This window comes from Candidatus Saccharibacteria bacterium oral taxon 488 (assembly GCA_013100825.1).
Classification (GTDB): Bacteria; Patescibacteriota; Saccharimonadia; order Saccharimonadales; family Saccharimonadaceae; genus Nanosynbacter.
Genome location: CP040001.1, coordinates 442,958 through 461,472, shown reverse-complemented (window position 1 = coordinate 461,472; position 18,515 = coordinate 442,958). Strand labels below are relative to the sequence as shown.

Annotated in this window: 32 protein-coding genes; 31 read left to right on the top strand and 1 reads right to left on the bottom strand. The window is 50.5% G+C overall.

Annotation, left to right across the window (positions count from 1 at the left end; all coding sequences use genetic code 11):
* Position 1: 1 nt before the first annotated feature.
* The 18 genes from FBF26_02520 (at position 2) to rplO (ending at position 9,166) form a co-directional block, all read left to right on the top strand.
* Positions 2 to 466: a 50S ribosomal protein L22 gene (locus tag FBF26_02520; GenBank protein QJU10130.1), complete on the top strand. Its 465-nt coding sequence runs from the start codon at positions 2 to 4 to the stop codon at positions 464 to 466.
* The gene (rpsC, locus tag FBF26_02515) at positions 467 to 1,102 is read left to right on the top strand and encodes a 30S ribosomal protein S3 (protein ID QJU10129.1); all 636 of its coding nucleotides are present in this window, start codon (positions 467 to 469) and stop codon (positions 1,100 to 1,102) included.
* Positions 1,103 to 1,516, top strand: a complete 414-nt coding sequence (gene rplP / locus FBF26_02510) for a 50S ribosomal protein L16 (protein ID QJU10128.1) — start codon at positions 1,103 to 1,105, stop codon at positions 1,514 to 1,516.
* On the top strand, positions 1,516 to 1,722 hold the full coding sequence (gene rpmC / locus FBF26_02505; GenBank protein ID QJU10127.1) for a 50S ribosomal protein L29: 207 nt from the start codon (positions 1,516 to 1,518) through the stop codon (positions 1,720 to 1,722). The genes rplP and rpmC overlap by 1 nt, the downstream gene beginning before the upstream one ends.
* Entirely contained in the window at positions 1,722 to 2,033 is a 312-nt protein-coding gene (rpsQ, locus tag FBF26_02500; GenBank protein QJU10126.1) for a 30S ribosomal protein S17, read from the top strand. Before rpmC ends, rpsQ begins: the two co-directional genes overlap by 1 nt.
* On the top strand, positions 2,030 to 2,398 hold the full coding sequence (gene rplN, locus FBF26_02495) for a 50S ribosomal protein L14 (GenBank protein ID QJU10125.1): 369 nt from the start codon (positions 2,030 to 2,032) through the stop codon (positions 2,396 to 2,398). Before rpsQ ends, rplN begins: the two co-directional genes overlap by 4 nt.
* Complete coding sequence (gene rplX / locus FBF26_02490) at positions 2,398 to 2,718, top strand: 50S ribosomal protein L24 (GenBank protein QJU10124.1); 321 nt, start codon at positions 2,398 to 2,400, stop codon at positions 2,716 to 2,718. The genes rplN and rplX overlap by 1 nt, the downstream gene beginning before the upstream one ends.
* Entirely contained in the window at positions 2,718 to 3,302 is a 585-nt protein-coding gene (gene rplE, locus FBF26_02485) for a 50S ribosomal protein L5 (GenBank protein ID QJU10123.1), read from the top strand. Before rplX ends, rplE begins: the two co-directional genes overlap by 1 nt.
* Positions 3,303 to 3,465: 163 nt before the next feature.
* Complete coding sequence (rpsN, locus tag FBF26_02480; protein ID QJU10122.1) at positions 3,466 to 3,735, top strand: 30S ribosomal protein S14; 270 nt, start codon at positions 3,466 to 3,468, stop codon at positions 3,733 to 3,735.
* A gap of 20 nt (positions 3,736 to 3,755) precedes the next feature.
* Positions 3,756 to 4,157: a 30S ribosomal protein S8 gene (rpsH, locus tag FBF26_02475; GenBank protein QJU10121.1), complete on the top strand. Its 402-nt coding sequence runs from the start codon at positions 3,756 to 3,758 to the stop codon at positions 4,155 to 4,157.
* A gap of 85 nt (positions 4,158 to 4,242) precedes the next feature.
* On the top strand, positions 4,243 to 4,761 hold the full coding sequence (locus FBF26_02470) for an RDD family protein (protein QJU10120.1): 519 nt from the start codon (positions 4,243 to 4,245) through the stop codon (positions 4,759 to 4,761).
* Between the two features lie 192 nt (positions 4,762 to 4,953).
* Positions 4,954 to 5,451, top strand: a complete 498-nt coding sequence (locus FBF26_02465) for a hypothetical protein (protein ID QJU10119.1) — start codon at positions 4,954 to 4,956, stop codon at positions 5,449 to 5,451.
* Entirely contained in the window at positions 5,441 to 6,046 is a 606-nt protein-coding gene (locus tag FBF26_02460) for a hypothetical protein (protein QJU10118.1), read from the top strand. The genes FBF26_02465 and FBF26_02460 overlap by 11 nt, the downstream gene beginning before the upstream one ends.
* A gap of 96 nt (positions 6,047 to 6,142) precedes the next feature.
* Positions 6,143 to 7,108, top strand: coding sequence for a hypothetical protein (locus tag FBF26_02455; protein ID QJU10117.1), 966 nt, complete (start codon positions 6,143 to 6,145; stop codon positions 7,106 to 7,108).
* Positions 7,109 to 7,214: 106 nt separating this feature from the next.
* Positions 7,215 to 7,748, top strand: coding sequence for a 50S ribosomal protein L6 (locus FBF26_02450; GenBank protein QJU10562.1), 534 nt, complete (start codon positions 7,215 to 7,217; stop codon positions 7,746 to 7,748).
* 2 nt (positions 7,749 to 7,750) lie between these two features.
* Complete coding sequence (locus tag FBF26_02445; protein QJU10116.1) at positions 7,751 to 8,101, top strand: 50S ribosomal protein L18; 351 nt, start codon at positions 7,751 to 7,753, stop codon at positions 8,099 to 8,101.
* A 1-nt stretch (position 8,102) separates the two neighbouring features.
* Positions 8,103 to 8,693, top strand: a complete 591-nt coding sequence (locus FBF26_02440) for a 30S ribosomal protein S5 (GenBank protein QJU10115.1) — start codon at positions 8,103 to 8,105, stop codon at positions 8,691 to 8,693.
* Positions 8,693 to 9,166, top strand: a complete 474-nt coding sequence (gene rplO, locus FBF26_02435; protein ID QJU10114.1) for a 50S ribosomal protein L15 — start codon at positions 8,693 to 8,695, stop codon at positions 9,164 to 9,166. Before FBF26_02440 ends, rplO begins: the two co-directional genes overlap by 1 nt.
* A 68-nt stretch (positions 9,167 to 9,234) precedes the next feature.
* On the opposite strand, the gene FBF26_02430 is transcribed toward rplO, so the two are convergent.
* Positions 9,235 to 9,939: a hypothetical protein gene (locus FBF26_02430; protein QJU10113.1), complete on the bottom strand. Its 705-nt coding sequence runs from the start codon at positions 9,937 to 9,939 to the stop codon at positions 9,235 to 9,237.
* Between the two features lie 138 nt (positions 9,940 to 10,077).
* On the opposite strand from FBF26_02430, the gene secY reads away from it, so the two are divergent.
* From secY to FBF26_02365, 13 genes are all read left to right on the top strand, one after another.
* Complete coding sequence (gene secY, locus FBF26_02425; GenBank protein ID QJU10112.1) at positions 10,078 to 11,541, top strand: preprotein translocase subunit SecY; 1,464 nt, start codon at positions 10,078 to 10,080, stop codon at positions 11,539 to 11,541.
* 38 nt (positions 11,542 to 11,579) lie between these two features.
* A complete protein-coding gene (infA, locus tag FBF26_02420) occupies positions 11,580 to 11,846 on the top strand; it encodes a translation initiation factor IF-1 (protein ID QJU10111.1) in 267 nt (88 codons plus the stop codon).
* Between the two features lie 51 nt (positions 11,847 to 11,897).
* A complete protein-coding gene (locus FBF26_02415; GenBank protein QJU10110.1) occupies positions 11,898 to 12,026 on the top strand; it encodes a 50S ribosomal protein L36 in 129 nt (42 codons plus the stop codon).
* A 2-nt stretch (positions 12,027 to 12,028) separates the two neighbouring features.
* Positions 12,029 to 12,415 carry a 30S ribosomal protein S13 gene (gene rpsM, locus FBF26_02410; GenBank protein QJU10109.1) on the top strand — a complete coding sequence of 129 codons (387 nt, stop codon included), beginning with the start codon at positions 12,029 to 12,031 and terminating at the stop codon, positions 12,413 to 12,415.
* 15 nt (positions 12,416 to 12,430) lie between these two features.
* Positions 12,431 to 12,820, top strand: a complete 390-nt coding sequence (rpsK, locus tag FBF26_02405; protein ID QJU10108.1) for a 30S ribosomal protein S11 — start codon at positions 12,431 to 12,433, stop codon at positions 12,818 to 12,820.
* A gap of 2 nt (positions 12,821 to 12,822) precedes the next feature.
* Positions 12,823 to 13,443: a 30S ribosomal protein S4 gene (gene rpsD, locus FBF26_02400; protein ID QJU10107.1), complete on the top strand. Its 621-nt coding sequence runs from the start codon at positions 12,823 to 12,825 to the stop codon at positions 13,441 to 13,443.
* A 21-nt stretch (positions 13,444 to 13,464) separates the two neighbouring features.
* A complete protein-coding gene (locus FBF26_02395; protein QJU10106.1) occupies positions 13,465 to 14,382 on the top strand; it encodes a DNA-directed RNA polymerase subunit alpha in 918 nt (305 codons plus the stop codon).
* A 2-nt stretch (positions 14,383 to 14,384) separates the two neighbouring features.
* A complete protein-coding gene (locus FBF26_02390; GenBank protein ID QJU10105.1) occupies positions 14,385 to 14,771 on the top strand; it encodes a 50S ribosomal protein L17 in 387 nt (128 codons plus the stop codon).
* 1 nt (position 14,772) lies between these two features.
* A complete protein-coding gene (rplM, locus tag FBF26_02385) occupies positions 14,773 to 15,204 on the top strand; it encodes a 50S ribosomal protein L13 (protein QJU10104.1) in 432 nt (143 codons plus the stop codon).
* 1 nt (position 15,205) lies between these two features.
* On the top strand, positions 15,206 to 15,604 hold the full coding sequence (gene rpsI / locus FBF26_02380; GenBank protein QJU10103.1) for a 30S ribosomal protein S9: 399 nt from the start codon (positions 15,206 to 15,208) through the stop codon (positions 15,602 to 15,604).
* A 151-nt stretch (positions 15,605 to 15,755) separates the two neighbouring features.
* A complete protein-coding gene (locus FBF26_02375) occupies positions 15,756 to 16,733 on the top strand; it encodes an alpha/beta hydrolase (protein QJU10561.1) in 978 nt (325 codons plus the stop codon).
* The gene (locus FBF26_02370) at positions 16,663 to 17,559 is read left to right on the top strand and encodes an alpha/beta hydrolase (protein ID QJU10102.1); all 897 of its coding nucleotides are present in this window, start codon (positions 16,663 to 16,665) and stop codon (positions 17,557 to 17,559) included. Before FBF26_02375 ends, FBF26_02370 begins: the two co-directional genes overlap by 71 nt.
* A complete protein-coding gene (locus FBF26_02365; GenBank protein ID QJU10101.1) occupies positions 17,477 to 18,508 on the top strand; it encodes an RsmB/NOP family class I SAM-dependent RNA methyltransferase in 1,032 nt (343 codons plus the stop codon). The genes FBF26_02370 and FBF26_02365 overlap by 83 nt, the downstream gene beginning before the upstream one ends.
* Positions 18,509 to 18,515: the final 7 nt, after the last annotated feature.

The window sequence follows — 18,515 nt, the reverse complement described above, 5'->3', positions numbered from 1 at the left end:
CATGGCTGATACAACTTATACTGTTCGCGCTTACGCCAAAGGTGTTGATCAAACACCACGCAAGGTTAGCTTGGTGGCTGCCCTAGTACGCGGCCGCACCGTCGCTGATGCATTGGTTATCTTGGAGCACGTGCCAAAACGCGCTGCTTTGCCTGTCAAAAAGGCAATCGACAGCGCCAAGGCAAATGCCATCAACAACCACGGCTTGGACGCTAAAAGCTTGGTAATTACCACCTTGAGCGTTACCACTGGTACGCGTCTACGCCGCTTTAAGCCAGCGTCACGCGGCCGTGCGTTGCCATTCCAGAAAAAGACGTCAAACATTTTGGTTGAAGTAACTGGCACCGAGAAGCCAAAGAAAGCGCCTGCGAAGAAACCAGAGACCAAGGCAAAGGCAGAGACCAAACCTGCCAAGCCTGCAGCGAAAAAAGCCGCCGAAACCACGGCAAAAAAGGAGGAGAAGTAAATGGGTCAAAAAGTGAATCCAATCAACTTCCGCCTACAAGTTCACAAGAACTGGAGCTCTCGTTGGTTTACGGCCAATAAGAAAGAGTTTGCGGAGGCAATTCGCCAGGATCACGAAATCCGCGAATTGATTGAGAAGAAATTTGCCTCACGCCCAACCATCAATCGCATTGAGATTGAGCGGAGTGCCAACTTGATCACGGTAACCATTCACACAGCGAAAGCTGGTGTGGTGATCGGCCGTGGTGGTGCAGGCGTGAATGAATTGAAAAAGCAAGTTGAGAAAATCGTCGGTCAGGCAGTTCGCATCAACATCGAGGAAGTCCGCCGACCGGAACTAGCAGCCAAATTGGTGGCTGAAAACATCGCCCGCCAGTTGGAGCGCCGCATCAACTTCCGCCGCGCAACCAAAATGACCGCACAAAACACCATGAGTGCTGGCGCCAAAGGTATCCGCATCGAGGTGGCTGGTCGTTTGAACGGTGCTGAAATGGCACGCCGCGAAAAGGTGATCGAGGGCTCAGTGCCGCTACACACCCTTCGCGCTGATATTGACTTCCACTGTGCTCGCGCCCAGACACCAGCTGGTATCATCGGCGTGAAAGTGTGGATTTATAAGGGAGAAAGGAGTCGCTAAATGCTGTTACCGAAAAAGACTAAATATCGCAAAGTTCGCATCGGTAAAAACCGTGGTCAAGCAACCCGTGGTAATTACATCGCGTTCGGCGACTTTGCACTGCAATCACAATCAAACGAGCGCATCAACTCCCGCCAAATCGAGTCCGCTCGTCAGGCAATGACCCGCTACATCAAGCGTGGCGGTAAGATTTGGATCCGGATTTTCCCACACACTCCAGTTACTCGCAAGCCACTCGGTTTGAAGATGGGTGGTGGTAAGGGTAATCCAGAGTTCTTTGTTGCCAAGGTGAAGGCCGGCACGGTGATGTTTGAAATGCAGGGCGTTTCCGAGGAGACGGCCCGCGAGGCAATGCGCCTGGCAAGCCACAAACTACCAGTCAAATGTAAGTTCATCAAGCGGGAGGACGCATAATGACTGAGACAAAGAAAACCGCAAAAGCAGCAGTTGTAAAGACCGTTGACGATTTGAAGAAGGAACTCGCCGAAAAGCGAAATGACCTGCTTCAAGCAAAGCGTTCTCACGCTGCTGGCGAATTAGTTAATCCAAAAGCGTTGCGTTCACTCCGCAAGGACATCGCGCGCCTGCTGACACAACTTAACGAAAAGGAGAGCAAGTAATGGCCCGACGAACACTGATTGGCGTCGTAACGAGTGCCAAGCGCGACAAGACCATCACTGTGACGGTCACCAGCCGCGAAACGCATCCGCTCTACGGCAAACAGTACACCGTGACTCGCAAGTACACTGCTCATGATGAGACCAATCAAGCAGGCGAAGGCGACAAGGTGCAAATCGAAGAGACTCGCCCAATTTCCAAGACCAAGAGCTTTACCCTGGTCAAGGTGATTGAAAAGTCTCGCGGTTCTATCAAACTAAAGGCTGAAGTTTCTGGCGAAACTGAGGAAGAGGCCAAGGAGGATAACAAATGATCCAACAAGAATCTCGCCTCAAGGTAGCTGACAACTCGGGTGCCAAAGAAGTATTGTGCATTCGCGTTCTCGGCGGTACCCGTCGCCGCTACGCTCGCGTTGGTGACGTGATCGTCTGTTCAGTCAAAGATGCCAGCCCAACCGGCAACGTCAAAAAGAAATCTGTCGTCAAGGCTGTGGTGGTTCGCACCCGCGACCAAATCCACCGCAAAGACGGCTCAACCATTTGCTTTGATGACAACGCCGTGGTGATTATCAACGATGACAAGCAGCCAAAGGCTACCCGTGTCTTCGGCCCAGTGCCACGCGAACTACGCGACATGGGCTACATGAAGATTATCAGCTTGGCTCCGGAGGTACTCTAATGGCTCGTATTCACAAAGATGACACCGTAAAAATAATTGCTGGTAAGAACAAGGGTACGACTGGTAAAGTCCTGAAAGTTAACACCAAAGATCAGACTGTTCTGGTCGAAGGTGTTGGCGTCGGGCACCGCCACGTCAAGCCAAGCCAGTACAACCCAAAAGGCGGCAAGAAAGATATCCACGTACCGATGGACATCAGCAAAGTCGCGCTGGTTGTTGACGAAAAGTCAGGCAAAACCAGCCGGGTTGGTTTAGTAAAGAACGCTGACGGCGGCAAAACTCGCGTCGCTCGCCAAGCAAAAAATAAGGAGATTAAATAATGGCAGAGAAGAAAACCGTCGTGCCAGCTCCTCGCTTGAAAGCCTTGTACCAGGAAAAATACCTGAAGGAACTGCAAGCCGAACTAGATCTAAAGAACGTGCACCAAGTGCCAGCTTTGGAAAAGATCATCGTGAGCGTTGGCACCGGCAAAAAGAAAGATGACAAGCGTCATTTTGAAATTGTCAAAAACACCGTTGAGAAAATCACCGGTCAGGCACCAGTTGCCCGCCAAGCAAAGAAGTCAATCGCTGGTTTTAGTATTCGTAAAGGCATGGGTGCGCCAATCGGCGTTAGCGTCACGTTGCGCGGCAGCAGGATGTACGAGTTCATGGATCGTTTGATCAACGTGGCACTGCCACGCGTCCGCGACTTCCACGGCGTCGGTCTGAAATTTGACAAAGGCGGTAACTACAACCTGGGTATCATCGAGCAGTCAATATTCCCGGAACTGACGTTCGAGGAAACACAGATTTTGCACGGCTTGCAGGTAACATTTGTCATCAAGAACGGCAGCAAGGAAGCGTCAAGAGCCTTGCTCGAGAAGTTCGGCATGCCGTTTGAGAAGAAAGGAGGCGTTAAGTAATGAGTGAAACTATTAATAGCCTCAATCGTGAACACTACGCAGATTGGACACCTGAACAGGAAGGTTGGGGTGCGATTGATCCAGAGGACTGGACACCCGAGCAAGAAGGCTGGGGTATCCCAGATGATGAGCGTACAGTTGAGTTAGACGGAGGTAATGATTAATGGCTAAGAAATCAATGGTCGCTCGCGACAAAAAGCGTCTGAAGATGATTGCAAAATACGCTGCGAAGCGCGCTGAGCTCAAAGAACTTGGCGACCTCGACGGTTTGCAGAAATTGCCTCGCAACTCGAGCCCGACTCGGCACAAGAACCGCGACAGCATTTCCGGCCGTCCACGCGGCTACATGCGCCAGTTTGGCCTGAGCCGCATCAATTTCCGCGAAAAAGCAGCCAAGGGCGAAATCCCAGGCATAACAAAGAGTAGTTGGTAAGAAGGAAAGGAGATTCGACAATGTCTATGCAAACTACAGACCCAATCGCCGACCTTCTGACGCGCATTCGCAATGCGAAACTGGTTGGCAAGACGGAAGTTCGTGTTCCGTCCAGCAAGATGAAAAAAGTCATCGCTGAGCAATTAGTCAAAAACGGCTACCTTGCAGATGTTAAACTAGAGGACGCCAAGCCTCGCGGTGTGCTGGTCGTGACCATCAACGAAGCAGGTACCAACAGCACCATCAACGAGATCACCCGCGTATCAAAGCCAGGCCGTCGTGTCTACGTCGGCGCTAGCGAGATTCCAAAGGTGAAAAGCGGCCGCGGTTTGGTACTCATCTCAACCTCAAAAGGTGTCATGACTGGCGCTGAAGCAGCCAAGGCTAAGCTTGGTGGTGAGTTGTTGTTGAAGGTGTATTAATCTAACACTGCTAGCTGGAAGGAAAGCGCTCGGGGAAGTCCTGGGCGCTTTTGCATGCTCAAATTACTTCCGTTATAATACAGCTATGCGCGACGATAACCCCATCCCATTTGCCACTCGTATTAAAGAACTATGTATTGATTGGCTAGTCATCAGCGCTTATCTGCTCTGTCTTTTTGCCGTGTCAATGGCCTGTTACTTTATGACGCTTGGTGGTATCCCGACCTTTTCTGAGTTGCACAGTCAACTCATCGCTACGTTTGCGTCAGTTTTGGTTGTCGTCGCACTATTTACCCATCTTGACTTCAAGAGCGGTAGCATCGGCAAGCGCACCGCCGGGCTAGAGATTTATTTTGTACATAAAAGCGTTAGCCGCAGCTTCGTTCGTAATGGTATCAAATTTCTCCCTTGGCAAATTGGCCATATGGCTGTCATTCACGGAGTGTACACTGAGTTCGACACAATGAGTATCGTATTGTCACTTATCTCCTGTATTCTGTTGGTCATTATGTTCTTGATGGGTACCATACGCCGCGACCGGCGACACCTCGGGGATATGCTGGCTGGGACACAGGTGCAATTAGCAAAGCGCGAGCAGGAGTAGTGTATGTTATACTCGCCGCTGTTTTATGCGGACGAGTTACGATCTCAGCAACGTAGACAGCAGGGCAACCGAGAGTATACAGGTGAGTAATGCGGCCGGCATCAATGTTGGTCATTGTCTCGTTGAGATCCATTGCCTTAGGAGAGTGTTTTGCTTGCTAGCAAAGTACTTTTATGGTATAATGCCAAAGTAATGACAGAGAAGGTATGCGACACAGGGGAATACACTCCTAGTAGTTCATCATCAATTAATGTATTACTTGACGAGGTGAATAGGGAGAGGACAATACGGCGGGAGATAGATGATATTGCCCGTGAGATGCGTGAGATTGACGATAGTATTGCTAGACTAAAAACAATACGCCGTGGACTAGAGTCTACTCATGAGATGGACGGCATTGATCAGACGATAGATAGACTAAATGCAAAACGTGCTGGGCTAGTACAAAAACAAAAAGTAGGGCAGTTGAAGCTTCAGCAGACCAGGAATACCGGTCAGAAGAGGCTAGGGCGTAGGGTCGGAAAAAGGTTAGAGCAGGAAATTCGTAATATATATAAACAGGGTCACGAATATAGTGGAGATACACTTGTTGAGGTTGCTGCGGCCGGTCTTGCAGAGCATGTTTATAGCGTAATAATATCGGACGATCCAGATAATCAACCACAAGAAAGGAATAACCATGACTCATGAATCCCCAGAATCCACTATCAGCGGAAAAATTGGTAACGTTTTACGCCGACCGCTAGCTAGCCTTATGGGCGTAGTGGCACTGTTTGCCTCTGGCTGTGGCCTGTCGGGATTGGACGCCAAGCCAGCCCCAGCGACTGTTACCGTGACCACGACGAACAGGCATCCGCAAACGACCGAGACGCCACGAGCAACACAAACCGTACGCGTCACCGAAACTGTGACGCCGTCCCCGTCAGAACCAACCTCGCGTCCGACAAAGACTACGCCTAAAGAGGGAGACATCATCACCGTCGGCGGGCAAATTACCTGTGCCAACGGCGAGAAGTTTGTCGGTGCGTGGGTAGAGAGAACAAACGGGAAAATAAAATCGGACTGGGTGGAGACTAATCCAACTAGCGACCAGTCGGTCGTTGACACTAAAGACATGGTGGGTGTGATCGGCGAAAAAATAAAAGTTTCCGTTGGTTGTGCTGGAACGAAGAAGGATTGGGGTACAGTAAGCTATTCTGGCTTTACAAAATTTACCGGTAAGGATCTTGATATCACCTGCTATCCTAATGGTAACAACGGCTGGTGCGAGGTGAAAGAGAAGTAGCGTTGTATATGTTGACATACGGCACAACTATAGTATAATTTAGAAACTATATGATTTGTATTAAAAGAGGAGTTTTACTCTTTGGGAGCGTAAAATATGCACGAGTTAGCACAACCAAACAACAAAGGCAGCCGTCTTGAGATAAATCAAAGACCAATTGATCATACTGATACGACAAATCGTCTCAGTGCCGCTGCTATCGTGAATACATTGGGTCCAGGATTAAACATCAAGATGCTGACGCCAGATCAAATGAATGCCATCCATGGCTATTATGATGATCTTTTCCAGAAACGGACTGAATTATGGCAAACGGTATTTGACTCCAAGAAAATTCGACCATACGGCCTTTCGGAGGATTTTTCAACCATAGGCGAAGCTTATCGTGAGCTGGATGTGATCAATGGTGATCCGACGGAGCATATGCTATCACTTCAGAATACCTTCGCCCATTATTGTGCAGATGGTCAGCATGATCTTGTATTCAAAGGCTTAGATGCTAAGCAATATGACCTATACAGGCTTCTCAAAGAAGAACTCAAGGAGGTGCGCGAATTTAATCTAGTAGCAGGTTCGTCAGCAGATGTGAGTCACGATAGAGATAGCGCTACATATGATTTAACCTTCGGCACCTATCTGGAGGGAATGCCTCTCAGTCAGTTCAAATGTAAGGGAATGGGGCGCAGCTACGAGCATGGAATTGTCGGCTACAATGACGCACAGCCCGCTACCGCCAAAACAATTGACGGACTTAGGAGGGCTGCACGTGTATTATCGGGTCTAACAGAATCTGTGAACGAGGAACTCTCCGATCAGCTGAATGAAGCGGGTATCCAGATTACAACTGATACAATATCTATCCAGGAAATTGGCGGTTTGGAAGAAAAGGTATTGGAAAGCTTTTACGGGCTAGAGGCAGATATGAAAGAGCGTCAGCAAATATGGCGCGATGAACTGATGGGTGCCGGAGGAAAAATTGAAACCGTCTCGAGACTCAGCACTAAGGCCATCCGTATGTTCGACCTCTTGAAAAACGCCGCTGGGACTGATCCTCAAAAGTAGGCAAAGTCCCCGAGAGTTGAATCGTGCTTATACCTTGCATTTCACCCCTAATCTATGCTAAAATACCAGAGTTAATATCAAATCACACGAAAGGTGAGTAATGAGTCTGAGTCGAATCGGAAAACTGCCGGTGGTTATTCCGGCCGGTGTGACAATCACGGTTGACTCTGGTGACGTGGTCGTAAAGGGCCCGAAAGGTGAATTGACACAATTCATCACGCCAGCGGTTGAGGTGAAAGTCGAAGACGGACAAGTCACGGTTCATCCGAAGGATGAGTCCAAAACTGCTCGCGCCCAGCACGGTCTGATGCGCGCGCTAATCAACAACATGGTAATCGGCGTGACTAAAGGTTACGAAAAGCGCCTCGAGGTCAATGGTGTCGGTTTCCGCGTGAGTTCCAGCAACAACGAGCTGGAAATGGCGCTCGGATTTTCACACCCAGTCAAATACAAAGCCCCAGAAGGCATAACCGTTACCAATGAAAAGATGACTATCATCGTCAGCGGTATCAATAAACAGCAAGTCGGCCAAGTCGCTGCGGAAATCCGCGCGCTGAAGAAGCCTGAGCCATACAAGGGCAAGGGTATCAAGTACGCCGACGAGCAAATTTTGCGCAAAGCAGGAAAGACAGGTAAGTAATCATGACTGAGAACAAGAAATTACTCAACCAAGCTCTTCGCAAAAACCGCGTTCGCGCGAAAGTTTCAGGCACTGCAGAGCGCCCACGCCTGACGGTCACCATCAGCAATATGCACGTTAGTGTTCAGCTGATCGACGACGTCGCAGGCAAGACATTGGCTGCCGCAACCACCGTTGGCACCAAAGCAAAAGGTACGATGAGCGAAAAATGTGCTGCCATCGGTACTGAAATTGCCAAGAAAGCAAAGAAGAGTAACATTAGCGCAGTAGTCTTTGACCGCAATGGCCGCCAGTACGCTGGTCGCTTGAAAGCATTGGCTGATGCTGCGCGCCAAGAAGGATTGGAGTTCTAGTATGGCAGAACAAGCTGCAAATACTACCCCACGCGCAGAAGGCCGCCGGCCTCGCAGTCCGCGTGGTGGTCGCCGCGATGACCGGCGAAATGTGCGCGATGACGCACCAAAAGAGTTTGAAGAATTGGTCATCAACATTGACCGCGTCAGCCGCGTGGTGAAAGGTGGCCGCCGTTTCCGCTTTAAGGCGTTGGTGGTTGTCGGTAACCGCAAGGATAAGGTTGGTGTCGGTGTGGCCAAAGGTGCCGACGTGCAAGCTGCTGTTGCCAAGGCAACCTCAGTTGCCAAGAAGCACTTGATCACTTTGCCACTGAGCGGCGAAACCATTCCACACGACAGCGAAGTTAAGTTCTCAGGCGCCCGAGTGCTAATCAAGCCGGCTGCTCCTGGTACTGGTATCATCGCTGGTGGTGTTGTCCGACAAATCATCGGTGTAACTGGTGTTCGCAACCTATTGACCAAGTCGCTTGGTTCAACCAACAAGGTGAACATCGCCTATGCAACTATTGAAGCATTAAAATCATTGGTTCCACGCGAAGAATGGCTCAATGCTCAGCCAGTCAAAAAGACTGCTAAAAAGGAGGCTAAGTAATGAAATACAACGATCTCCAAGTCTCAGCAAACAAGAATAAAAAGCGCGTTGGTCGCGGTATCGCTGCTGGTCAAGGTAAAACCGCTGGTCGTGGTACCAAAGGTCAGAACGCCCGCACTGGTAAAAAGCTTCGCGCCATGTTCCAGGGTGGTCAGCGCCCACTGGCTCAGGCCGTACCAAAGGCTCGCGGTTTCAAGAGTCTGCGCACACCAGCTCAGGTAGTCTATCTCGACCACTTGAACACCTTTGACGGCAAAACTGTTGACAACGCGCTGTTGTTTACCGAAGGCTACATCGCCACGCCGTTCCATACGGTCAAGGTGATCGCTCGCGGTGAATTGAAAGCTAAGGTTGACTTGAAAGTACAAGCTGCTTCCGCTTCGGTTGTTACAGCGATTGAAAAAGCTGGCGGCTCATTTGAGAAAGTCGCTACACCTTTGCGCCAAAGCATGAAAGAAGCCAAGGAAAAATAATTTCCTTTAGCGACTAGAAAATCCCCTTTGTAAGAGAAGGGGATTTTCCTTTATCTTGGTGAGTCGGACTACTTTTCGCTACATTTCTGCGGTGCAACGAAATAAATCGTTACACGCCTGTTGGCCGTATCGTCACTATTGTCATGATCGGCGACCGTTAGCTCAGAAACAGTAATCTTACGCTCTGGAATTCCATTAGATACCAAATCGTGCTTAATCTTATTGGCACGCTCCAAAGCCAGCTTTGAGCCCTCACCCGTCTCATTAGGGACCAGCTCAATCGAAAATTGCTTGTCAGTATTAAATTTGTAAAGCACCCCTAGCTTAGCCATTTCAACGTTGGAAGTTCCACGTTGGTACTGCGTTGAATCTGGCTTAAAGAGAATGCTACGAAACTTAAACCTACCGTCCTCTAACACAAAATAGCCATCCTTTACGTGCGTATAGCCAGATCTTCGAAAATCCGCAGACGTTAGGCATTTTGTGGCCTTTGTAGCTGAGCCTTGCTGATTGTCTTTATCCTCCTCATTGTCATTATTCTTATCGGGCCTGGTCGCTCGCTGACGTGAAGTTGTTGTATCAGCTGAAGAAGTGGAGTTATTCGACACAATAATAATTGTTATGATAACCCCAACTATCACCAACACGCCGACAATCGCCAGCATAATCCATAGCCATAGCTTACTTTTCTTTGGCGGATAATGTGGCGGTAATTCTGGGCTTAGCTGCGGCATTGGCGATGGAGTTACTGGAGTTTCGGGCTGCTGTTGCATATGACACCTCAATCTTGCGTTATGTTAATTATTTCAATTATAGCGCATGTGCTTTATGTTTTTAGTATGGAAATATCGGCCGCGGTCATGTATAATTGACAGAGTTAAGAATTGTTAGTGACTATGAGGGGCTAAAACATGAATTGGAGAATAATTTTCCGGTCGCTGAAAAATAAAGATATGCAGAAACGCCTGGCCATTGTGGTGGGGATTATTGTGGTGTATCGAATGCTGGCGCATATTCCGGTGCCGCTAGCGAATCCGACACAGATGAAGACGGCACTGGCGGCCGCACTGGGGCAGACCGACCTCGGTGGATTCTTGAACTTGCTTTCGGGTGGCGCGCTGGCGAGCTTTTCACTCGTGCTGGTTGGGCTCAGTCCATTCATTACCGCTAGTATCATCACCCAGCTTCTCACCAAGGCCATTCCAAAGCTCGAGGAGCTACACAAGGACGGCGAATCAGGCAGGCGCAAGATCCAGCAGTGGACGCGGCGGCTAACCATCCCACTGGCTATCGTCCAGTCAACCGCCTTTATATTCCTCTTGCGCCAGACAGTGCTAGCTGGTGGTACGACCACACTGAGCGATCCAACGATGCTCGAGTGGACAGTTGGCGTGACAGCAATGACGGCCGGTTCGGTGTTACTCATGTGGCTGGGTGAATTGATTACCGAGCAGGGTATCGGTAATGGTATCTCTATCTTGATTTTCGCTGGTATCATCAGCCAGATCCCGCAGATGCTTGGTTCGCTCATTTCGTCGCTCGGCAACACCTCGACTGGCGGCCTGAATGTCTTTAACTGGTTTACCTTGCCGGTGAATCCAACTGTCTTTTGGCTGGTGGTGATCATGGCTATCGCCTCGCTCATCGTTCTCTACTTCTTGGTAAAAATTAACGAAGCCCAGCGCGTCATCACCATCAATTACGCCAAGCGTATCCACGGCAACTCCAGCTACGGCGGCATCAAGAGCATCCTGCCGGTCAAGCTCATCGCTGCCGGCGTCATCCCGGTCATCTTTGCCGTCGCCTTCCTCAGCTTGCCGCAATTTATCGGCCAGGTCATGAAGGCCTCGGGCAATCCAAACCTGCAAAACACTGCTAACACCCTGATCACGTGGTTTCAGGCACCCAACCCGGGCTCCTTTACCGGCAGCACCTGGGAGGCATTCATTTACCCGACGCTGTATTTCCTCCTGGTTATTGCCTTTACCTATTTCTACACCGGGATCGTCTTTAACGCCAACGAAATTGCTGAGAATCTGCAAAAGCAGGGCGGCTTTATCGAGGGTGTTCGGCCCGGTGAACAAACCGAAAAGTATCTGATGCGCACCGTCAATCGCTTGATTTTGTTCGGCTCAATCGTCCTTGGCATAATTGCCATCTTGCCGTTTGTCGCTGAATATTTGATGTATCACCTGGCGGCGATTAGCGGCTCACGCCTGTCGATCGGTGGTACCGGGCTGCTCATCGTGGTCTCGGTCGGCCTTGAGTCACTGCGCCAGCTCAACTCGCGCGCTCTGATGGTTACCTATGACGACTTTGACCCAGACGAACTGACCAAGAAAAAGTCGAAAAAACGACGCTCGTCCCTCTTGTAATCGCCGAGGCGATACGGTATAATTGACAACTGTAACTTATGGCGAGTCAAAAGGAAGTCATCAAGATGATTGGTAAGGTGGTGGAAGCACTGCCTAATACCCAATTTCGGGTGGAACTGGAGAATGGCCATAGTATCATCGCGCACATTTCGGGACGGATGCGCAAGAATTATATCCGCCTGGTGCCTGGTGATAGGGTGGAAGTCGAGATGACTCCTTACGATCTCACAAAGGGTCGCATCGTCTTTCGCCTCAAGGAGGAGCGACCAGCGCACGTGGCTCGAAACACGCGGCGCTCGTCATAATACTAACGATAATCTCGGGTTTACTCGGGAAGGGAGATTTCAGAGCACTTTATGAAAGTTCGTGCAAGTGTCAAGAAGATCGACAAAGATCCCAAGAAAGGTGACAAGCTAGTGCGCCGCAAAGGCCGACTGTATGTCATCAACAAACGAAAACCTAAGAACAAGCAAAGGCAGGGTTAAGCATGGCTCGAATTGCTGGGGTAGTTATCCCAACAGAGAAGCAGGTGCAAATCGCGCTCACCTATATTTATGGGATTGGGCCGAAGCACGCTTCGAGCATCCTTGCGGCGGCTAAAATTGAGCCGACCACTCGGGTGAAAGATCTCACCGAGGCTGAAGAAAACAAGATTCGCGAAATTATCGACAGCGAATACACCGTGGAAGGTGATCTCCAGCGCTTGGTGACAAATAATATTAAGCGCTTGAAGGATATCAACGCCTATCGCGGTCTTCGCCATAAAGCAGGACTGCCGACACGCGGACAGCGGACTCGTACGAATGCACGAACTCGCAAGGGTCGCGCCATCGCCGTGGGCGGTACACAACCAAAAGCAGCAAGTAAGACCTAAAGAAAGGACTAAGAAATGGCAGACGCAAAATCTACCAAGAAGAAGCAGCGCCGATCAGTCCCAGCTGGTCAGCTGCATATTCAAGCAACATTTAACAACACCATCGTTACTTTTTCCGACAAGAAAGGTAACGTGTTGACCGCTTCATCAGCTGGTGCATGTGGTTTCCGTGGTAGCAAAAAAGGCACCGCCTATGCTTCACAGGTTGCTGCTGAGAAAGCTGCTGAAGCTGCGAAAACTCAGTATGGTTTGAAATCAGTTGACGTTTTCGTCAAAGGTGTCGGTTTGGGCCGTGACGCCGCTATTCGTGCGATTGGCGCCTTCGACATCTCAGTAGAAAGTATTAAGGACGTAACTGGCGTGCCTCACGGCGGTGTCCGTCCACGAAAGGCACGGAGGGCATAATTATGGCACGAGATAATTCACCGATTGTCAAGCAAAGCCGCCGCGAAGGTTATGCGCTTCATCCAAAAGCACATAAAGTTTTGGCACGAAAATCTGGCATTCCAGGTCAGCACGCACACAGCCGACATAGCAAGCCAAGCTTGTACGCCACGCAGCTGCGCGAAAAGCAAAAAGTTCGCCGCCTGTATGGTTTAGTGGAAAAGCAATTTGCTCGGCTGATGAACGAAGCAACTCGCGCCCAAGAAGGTTTGGCAGGCGAAAATCTGCTCAAGTTGCTGGAGCGCCGCTTGGATAATGTCGTTTATCGTTCTGGATTCGCTGTTAGCCGCCGCGCTGCTCGCCAACTAGTCAGCCACGGCCACTTTGAGCTAAACGGCCGCCGCGTCGATATTCCATCGATTCGCGTTAAAGCTGGCGACGTCATCACCGTTCGCCCAAAGAGCACCAAATCTGAGTACTTTACGCAAATTGACAACGTGATCAACAATTCAATCCAAGGCCCGCTGAGCTGGCTAAAGAGCGATAGCAAGAAGTTGAAGATTGAAGTGACTGGTTTGCCAAAGCGCGAGGAAGCAGAAGCTGATATCAACGAGCAATTAATTGTTGAGTATTACTCACGATAAAAGAAGGGTTAGGGAAGAATTATGGCAAAAGCAATTTACAATCCAGCACTCGCGAGCGTTGATGATGTTTCCGCGACCAGTGCAACCTTTCTGATCGAGCCGATGCACGCCGGCTATGGCAATACGCTGGGTAACTCAATGCGCCGCGTCTTGCTCTCGAGCATTCGCGGTGGCGCGATCGTTGCCTTTCGTATCGAGGGTGCGACACACGAGTTCACCACTGTCGAGGGCGTCAAAGAAGATGTCGTTGACATCATGCTGAACCTAAAGGGTGTGCGACTCCGCGTTCACACTGACGAGCCAGTTGAGTTGCGTCTGGAGAAAACTGGTGGTGTTATCACCGCTGGCGACATCCAAGCAAACGGCGAAGTAGAAGTTGTTAACCCAGACCACATCATCGCTACCATTGATGATCCGAACAAGACCGTCATCATGGACTTGGTGGCAGAAGCTGGCCGTGGCTATCAGACGATTGAAGAGTCGAGTGCCAATCGGTTGCACTCCGACATGATCGCGCTCGACGCTATCTTTACACCAGTGCTGCGCGTTCGCTACAAGGTTGACTCGACACGCGTTGGCGACGAGACCAACCTCGAGAAGCTCGCCCTGACGGTGGAGACCGACGGCACATTGACACCGCGCGAAGCCTTTGAGGAAGCAGCGGCTATCCTCGTCAGCCAATATAGCGCGCTGGCAGGCTCGACTGTGGTAACTGGTGCGCCAGCGCTGGGTAACGACGAGGCAGATGATTCGGAACTTGACATGTCAATTGAAGAATTAAACCTCAGTGCCCGCACCACCAACGCGCTGATTAACAATGAAATCCGCACGATTCGCGACCTGGTGACGTTGACCGAGCAAGATTTGCGAGAATTGAAAGGCTTTGGTTCAAAGGCGCTGGATGAAGTACGCGACAAGATGGCGGAGTTGGAGTTTTAACTATGCATAGACACGGATATCAAGGGCGCAAGTTCGGCCGTGAGCGTGATCAACGGCGAGCCTTGCTCAAGGGCCTGGCAACCAGCCTGGTCGAGCACGGCAAAATCGAGACCACCTTGCCGAAAGCCAAAGAGCTGAAGCGCCACATTGAAAAAATCATCACCAAGGCGAAGAAAGGCGATTTGGCAAGCCGCCGCCAGGTGATCGCAGCACTCAGCACTCGCGCTGCTGCCTACAAGCTCGTTGATGAAATTGCCCCACAGCTGAGCGGTCGCACCAGCGGACACGTTCGCGTTGAACGAACACGCCTACGTGTTGGCGACGGCGCGCAAATGGCAATCATCGAGTTTGTCGACGATATCAAACCAATGCCAAAGAAGGAGAAATAAGATGAAGACTTATTCACAAAAACCATCTGACGTTTCTCGCCGCTGGGTATTGTTTGACGCGAGCGAATTGCCACTGGGACGTTTGGCAACTGAAATTGCCAAGCACTTGACTGGTAAATACAAGCCAACTTACACGCCGCACGTTGACGGCGGCGACTACGTCGTGGTTATCAACGCTGCAAACACCGTCGTTACTGGCTACAAGGAAACCGACAAGTACTACTACCGTCACAGTGGTTTCCCAGGCGGCATCAAAGAAACGCAGTTCAAAGAAATGCGTGAACGCCACCCAGAACGAATTATTGAAGAAGCTGTCAAAGGTATGTTGCCAAAGAACAAATTGCAAGCAGAACGCCTCAAGCGCCTGCGCGTATTTGCTGGCAGCGAGCATGCTCACACAGCACAAACCCCAGAGAAAGTTGAGGTAAAGTAATATGGCTACTGATACCTATTTCTACGGCTTGGGACGACGCAAAAGCGCTTCAGCAAGTGTTCGCTTGCTTCCTGGCAAGGGTACCATCACCATCAACGGTAAAGCAGCCGCTGAGTACTTGGATGGCAACAAAACCTTGCTCGCCGAAGTAACCGATCCACTAGCTGTCGTCAGCAAGCAAAAGGAATACGATGTTACCATCTTGGTCAAAGGCGGCGGTCTCGCTGGTCAAGTTGACGCCATCAAGCTTGGCATCGCCAAAGCATTGACGGCCGCTCACGCTGATCTGCGCCCAGTCTTGAAGAAGGCTGAGCTGCTCAAGCGCGACCCGCGCGAGAAAGAGCGCAAGAAGTACGGTTTGCGTTCCGCCCGCAAGCGCGAACAATTCTCTAAGCGTTAAGCTTCGTTTGCGATACACAGACACCTCGCCACCAACCCTGGCGAGGTGTTTTGTTATTCCATAGGAAAAGTATATAATAAGCAATATGAAAGATAAGCGGGTCAGTCTCAAACACAACTATGCCAATCCGTATCTACATAAGCCACTAGCCATGTCTAAACGTATTCGCACGGCAGGTTTTGCGGAAAAGCAGGCGGAGCTGAGCCACATAACTATGAACTATGTTGAAGGCCCTAAAAACGGTCCTCCATTAGTGTTAATACCCGCTCAAATGGGAACCTGGCAAAGCTATCATAAGGTCTTACCCATACTTGCCAAGCAATTTTGGGTATTTGCCATTGATGTTCGCGGACACGGACGCAGCAGCTGGACGCCCGGTGATTATACCTGGGACACTGTTAGCGAAGACGTAGCGGAATTCATCAGCACAGTTATCAAGCAGCCAGCTATCCTGTCAGGCAATTCATCTGGCGGCATCATTGCGTTATGGTGCGCAGCTCATGCTAGTCAATGGGTGTCGGCTGCTGTCTTAGAGGATGCGCCAGTGTTCTCGACCGAGATGCCACGTTTTCGTGATCAAGATAAATTTGTATATAATGGCATCAAACATACGGTTGAAGCCATCGGAGACATCCACCATCGTGATCTGGCCAACTACTATGCTAATCAAGTCATGCCCATTAACGAACGCCGCGTGAAAAGAATGCCACAGTGGTTTGTCCGTTGGCTTTCAAAGAAGCTCAAACAAACTGAAAAACGTCATCCTGGTGACCCAATTGCTCTTGATCAGTGGTATATACCATATATATTGAAGCTGCAATTCACCTCACTCAAGATGTACGATCCAGATTTTGGTCGGGCCTTTGTTGATGGTCGTATGTACGGTAATTTTGATCACGCTCAAGCGCTAAAAGCTGTCCGCTGTCCACTCCTGGTATTGCATGCCGACTGGCAGCGACTGCCACAGTACGGCTTGGTGGGTGCTATGGATTATGACGATGCGAAACATATCCAGCAGTTAGCGCCGCAAATGCACTATCAAAAAATCGCCGCCAAACATGTCATCCACGTCTTTAATCCACGACGGTTTATCGAAGCTATTGTTAATTTCACCAACCAGGTACTATAGAACTATGTTCGACCGACTCATCCATCGCTGGCTGCGCGTACCGTATAAACTATACGTGCATGATTTTCAAACACCGAAACAGCCTCGCGCCACTGTCGTGTTGATTCATGGCATCGGGAGCTCGTCGGCGATGTGGCAGCGAGTCGTAGGGCGTTGTAGGATTGATAAAACGACTCGCGTACTAGCGGTCGACTTGCTCGGTTTTGGCAATTCGCCGCGACCCCACTGGAAAACCTATGATGTCAAAACGCAGGTCGATTCACTAGTCGCAACCTTGGCACAGCAGAAAGTCGATGGACGAATCATCTTGGTTGGCCATAGCTTAGGGGCGCTCGTGGCGGTACACGCCGCCCGATATTATCCTTCATTGATCGATTCGCTCATCCTGTGCAGCCCGCCGCTGTATCATCCACAAGGCAAAGATCGCCCGGCTGAACGCCAACTGCGTGCACTGTACCAAAAAATTATCGATAAACCAGCGCTCGGCAAGGTGATCGCCAGCGATTTTGCCAAGAAATACAAGCTATTCAATCCTGGCTTTCTCGTCGATGAGTCAAATCTGCCAATCTTTCTCGACACCTTAGACGCGGCCATCATCAACCAAAAGGCGCTAACGGAAATTGCCGAATTGACGATGCCGGTTGAAATATTTTACGGGCAATTTGACCCAGTCATTATCAATAAGAACCTACGAAAATTAGCAAAGCAAAAGCACATCGCCGTCACTAAAATGTTAGCAAGTCATGAGATCGACAAACGCTATGGCCAAGTTGTTGCTCAAGCGATCAATCGGCACGCCATCGGAGACGACTATGGCCAAGCGTAAAGATCCAGCCCAGGAGCGCCAGAAAAAGCGTGAGCTCTGGATCAATCGCACGATACAGTGGAGCGGTCTGCCTAGCGCCGAGGTCGAGGCAAGGCTGTCACAAACCCGCACCCAGAGTTTTCGGCTCAATCCATTGGTCGATAGGGAAGTCGCCCCCAAACTGCTGAGCCGCCAGGTTGCCCGGTGTCCGGATGGCTACGAAATTATCCCGGAGTACCTCGCTGAATATCAGCAGCTGGCTGACGGCGGACGCGGCTATATCCAAAATGCCGCCAGCTGGCTGCCGGTCCTGGCGCTTGCACCTGCGGCGGGTGAACGCATCCTCGACCTGTGCGCTGCGCCCGGCGGTAAATCCAGCCATATACAGGCCATAGCCAGCGGTCAAGCCGACCTGGTCTGTAATGACAATTCCAAGCCGCGCCTGATGAAGCTCCAGGCCAATCTCAAACGGCTCAATGTTTCAGCCGAATATATGCTAGCTGATGCTAGAAATCTCTCCCGTCGTCAGCTGGAGGCCTTTGACAAAATTCTACTTGACGCTCCATGTTCTGGCGAAGGGCTGATGAGCCTGAACGCCAGCGATACTCCGTTGTTTGACAGCTGGTCGGTGGCGCATATCCGGAGACTGAGTGACCTGCAAAAACGCCTCATCCTCGAGGCTTGGCGACTGCTGAAACCTGACGGCACGCTTGTCTACAGCACCTGCACCATGGCGCCAGAAGAAAACGAAGTAGTCGTCGACTGGCTATTGCGTCGTCAGCCTGACGCCAGCCTTGTGCCAATCGACATCGCGCCGCTGCCACATCGCGTGCCTGTCGTCCGGTCGTGGAATGACCGCGCTTTTACGCATGACCTAAGCGGTTGCTTGCGCCTGATGCCGGGCAGGCTAACTGAGGCGTTTTTTGTTGCGGTATTTCGTAAAACACCTCTCGCCGAATCAATGGTATAATAGGACT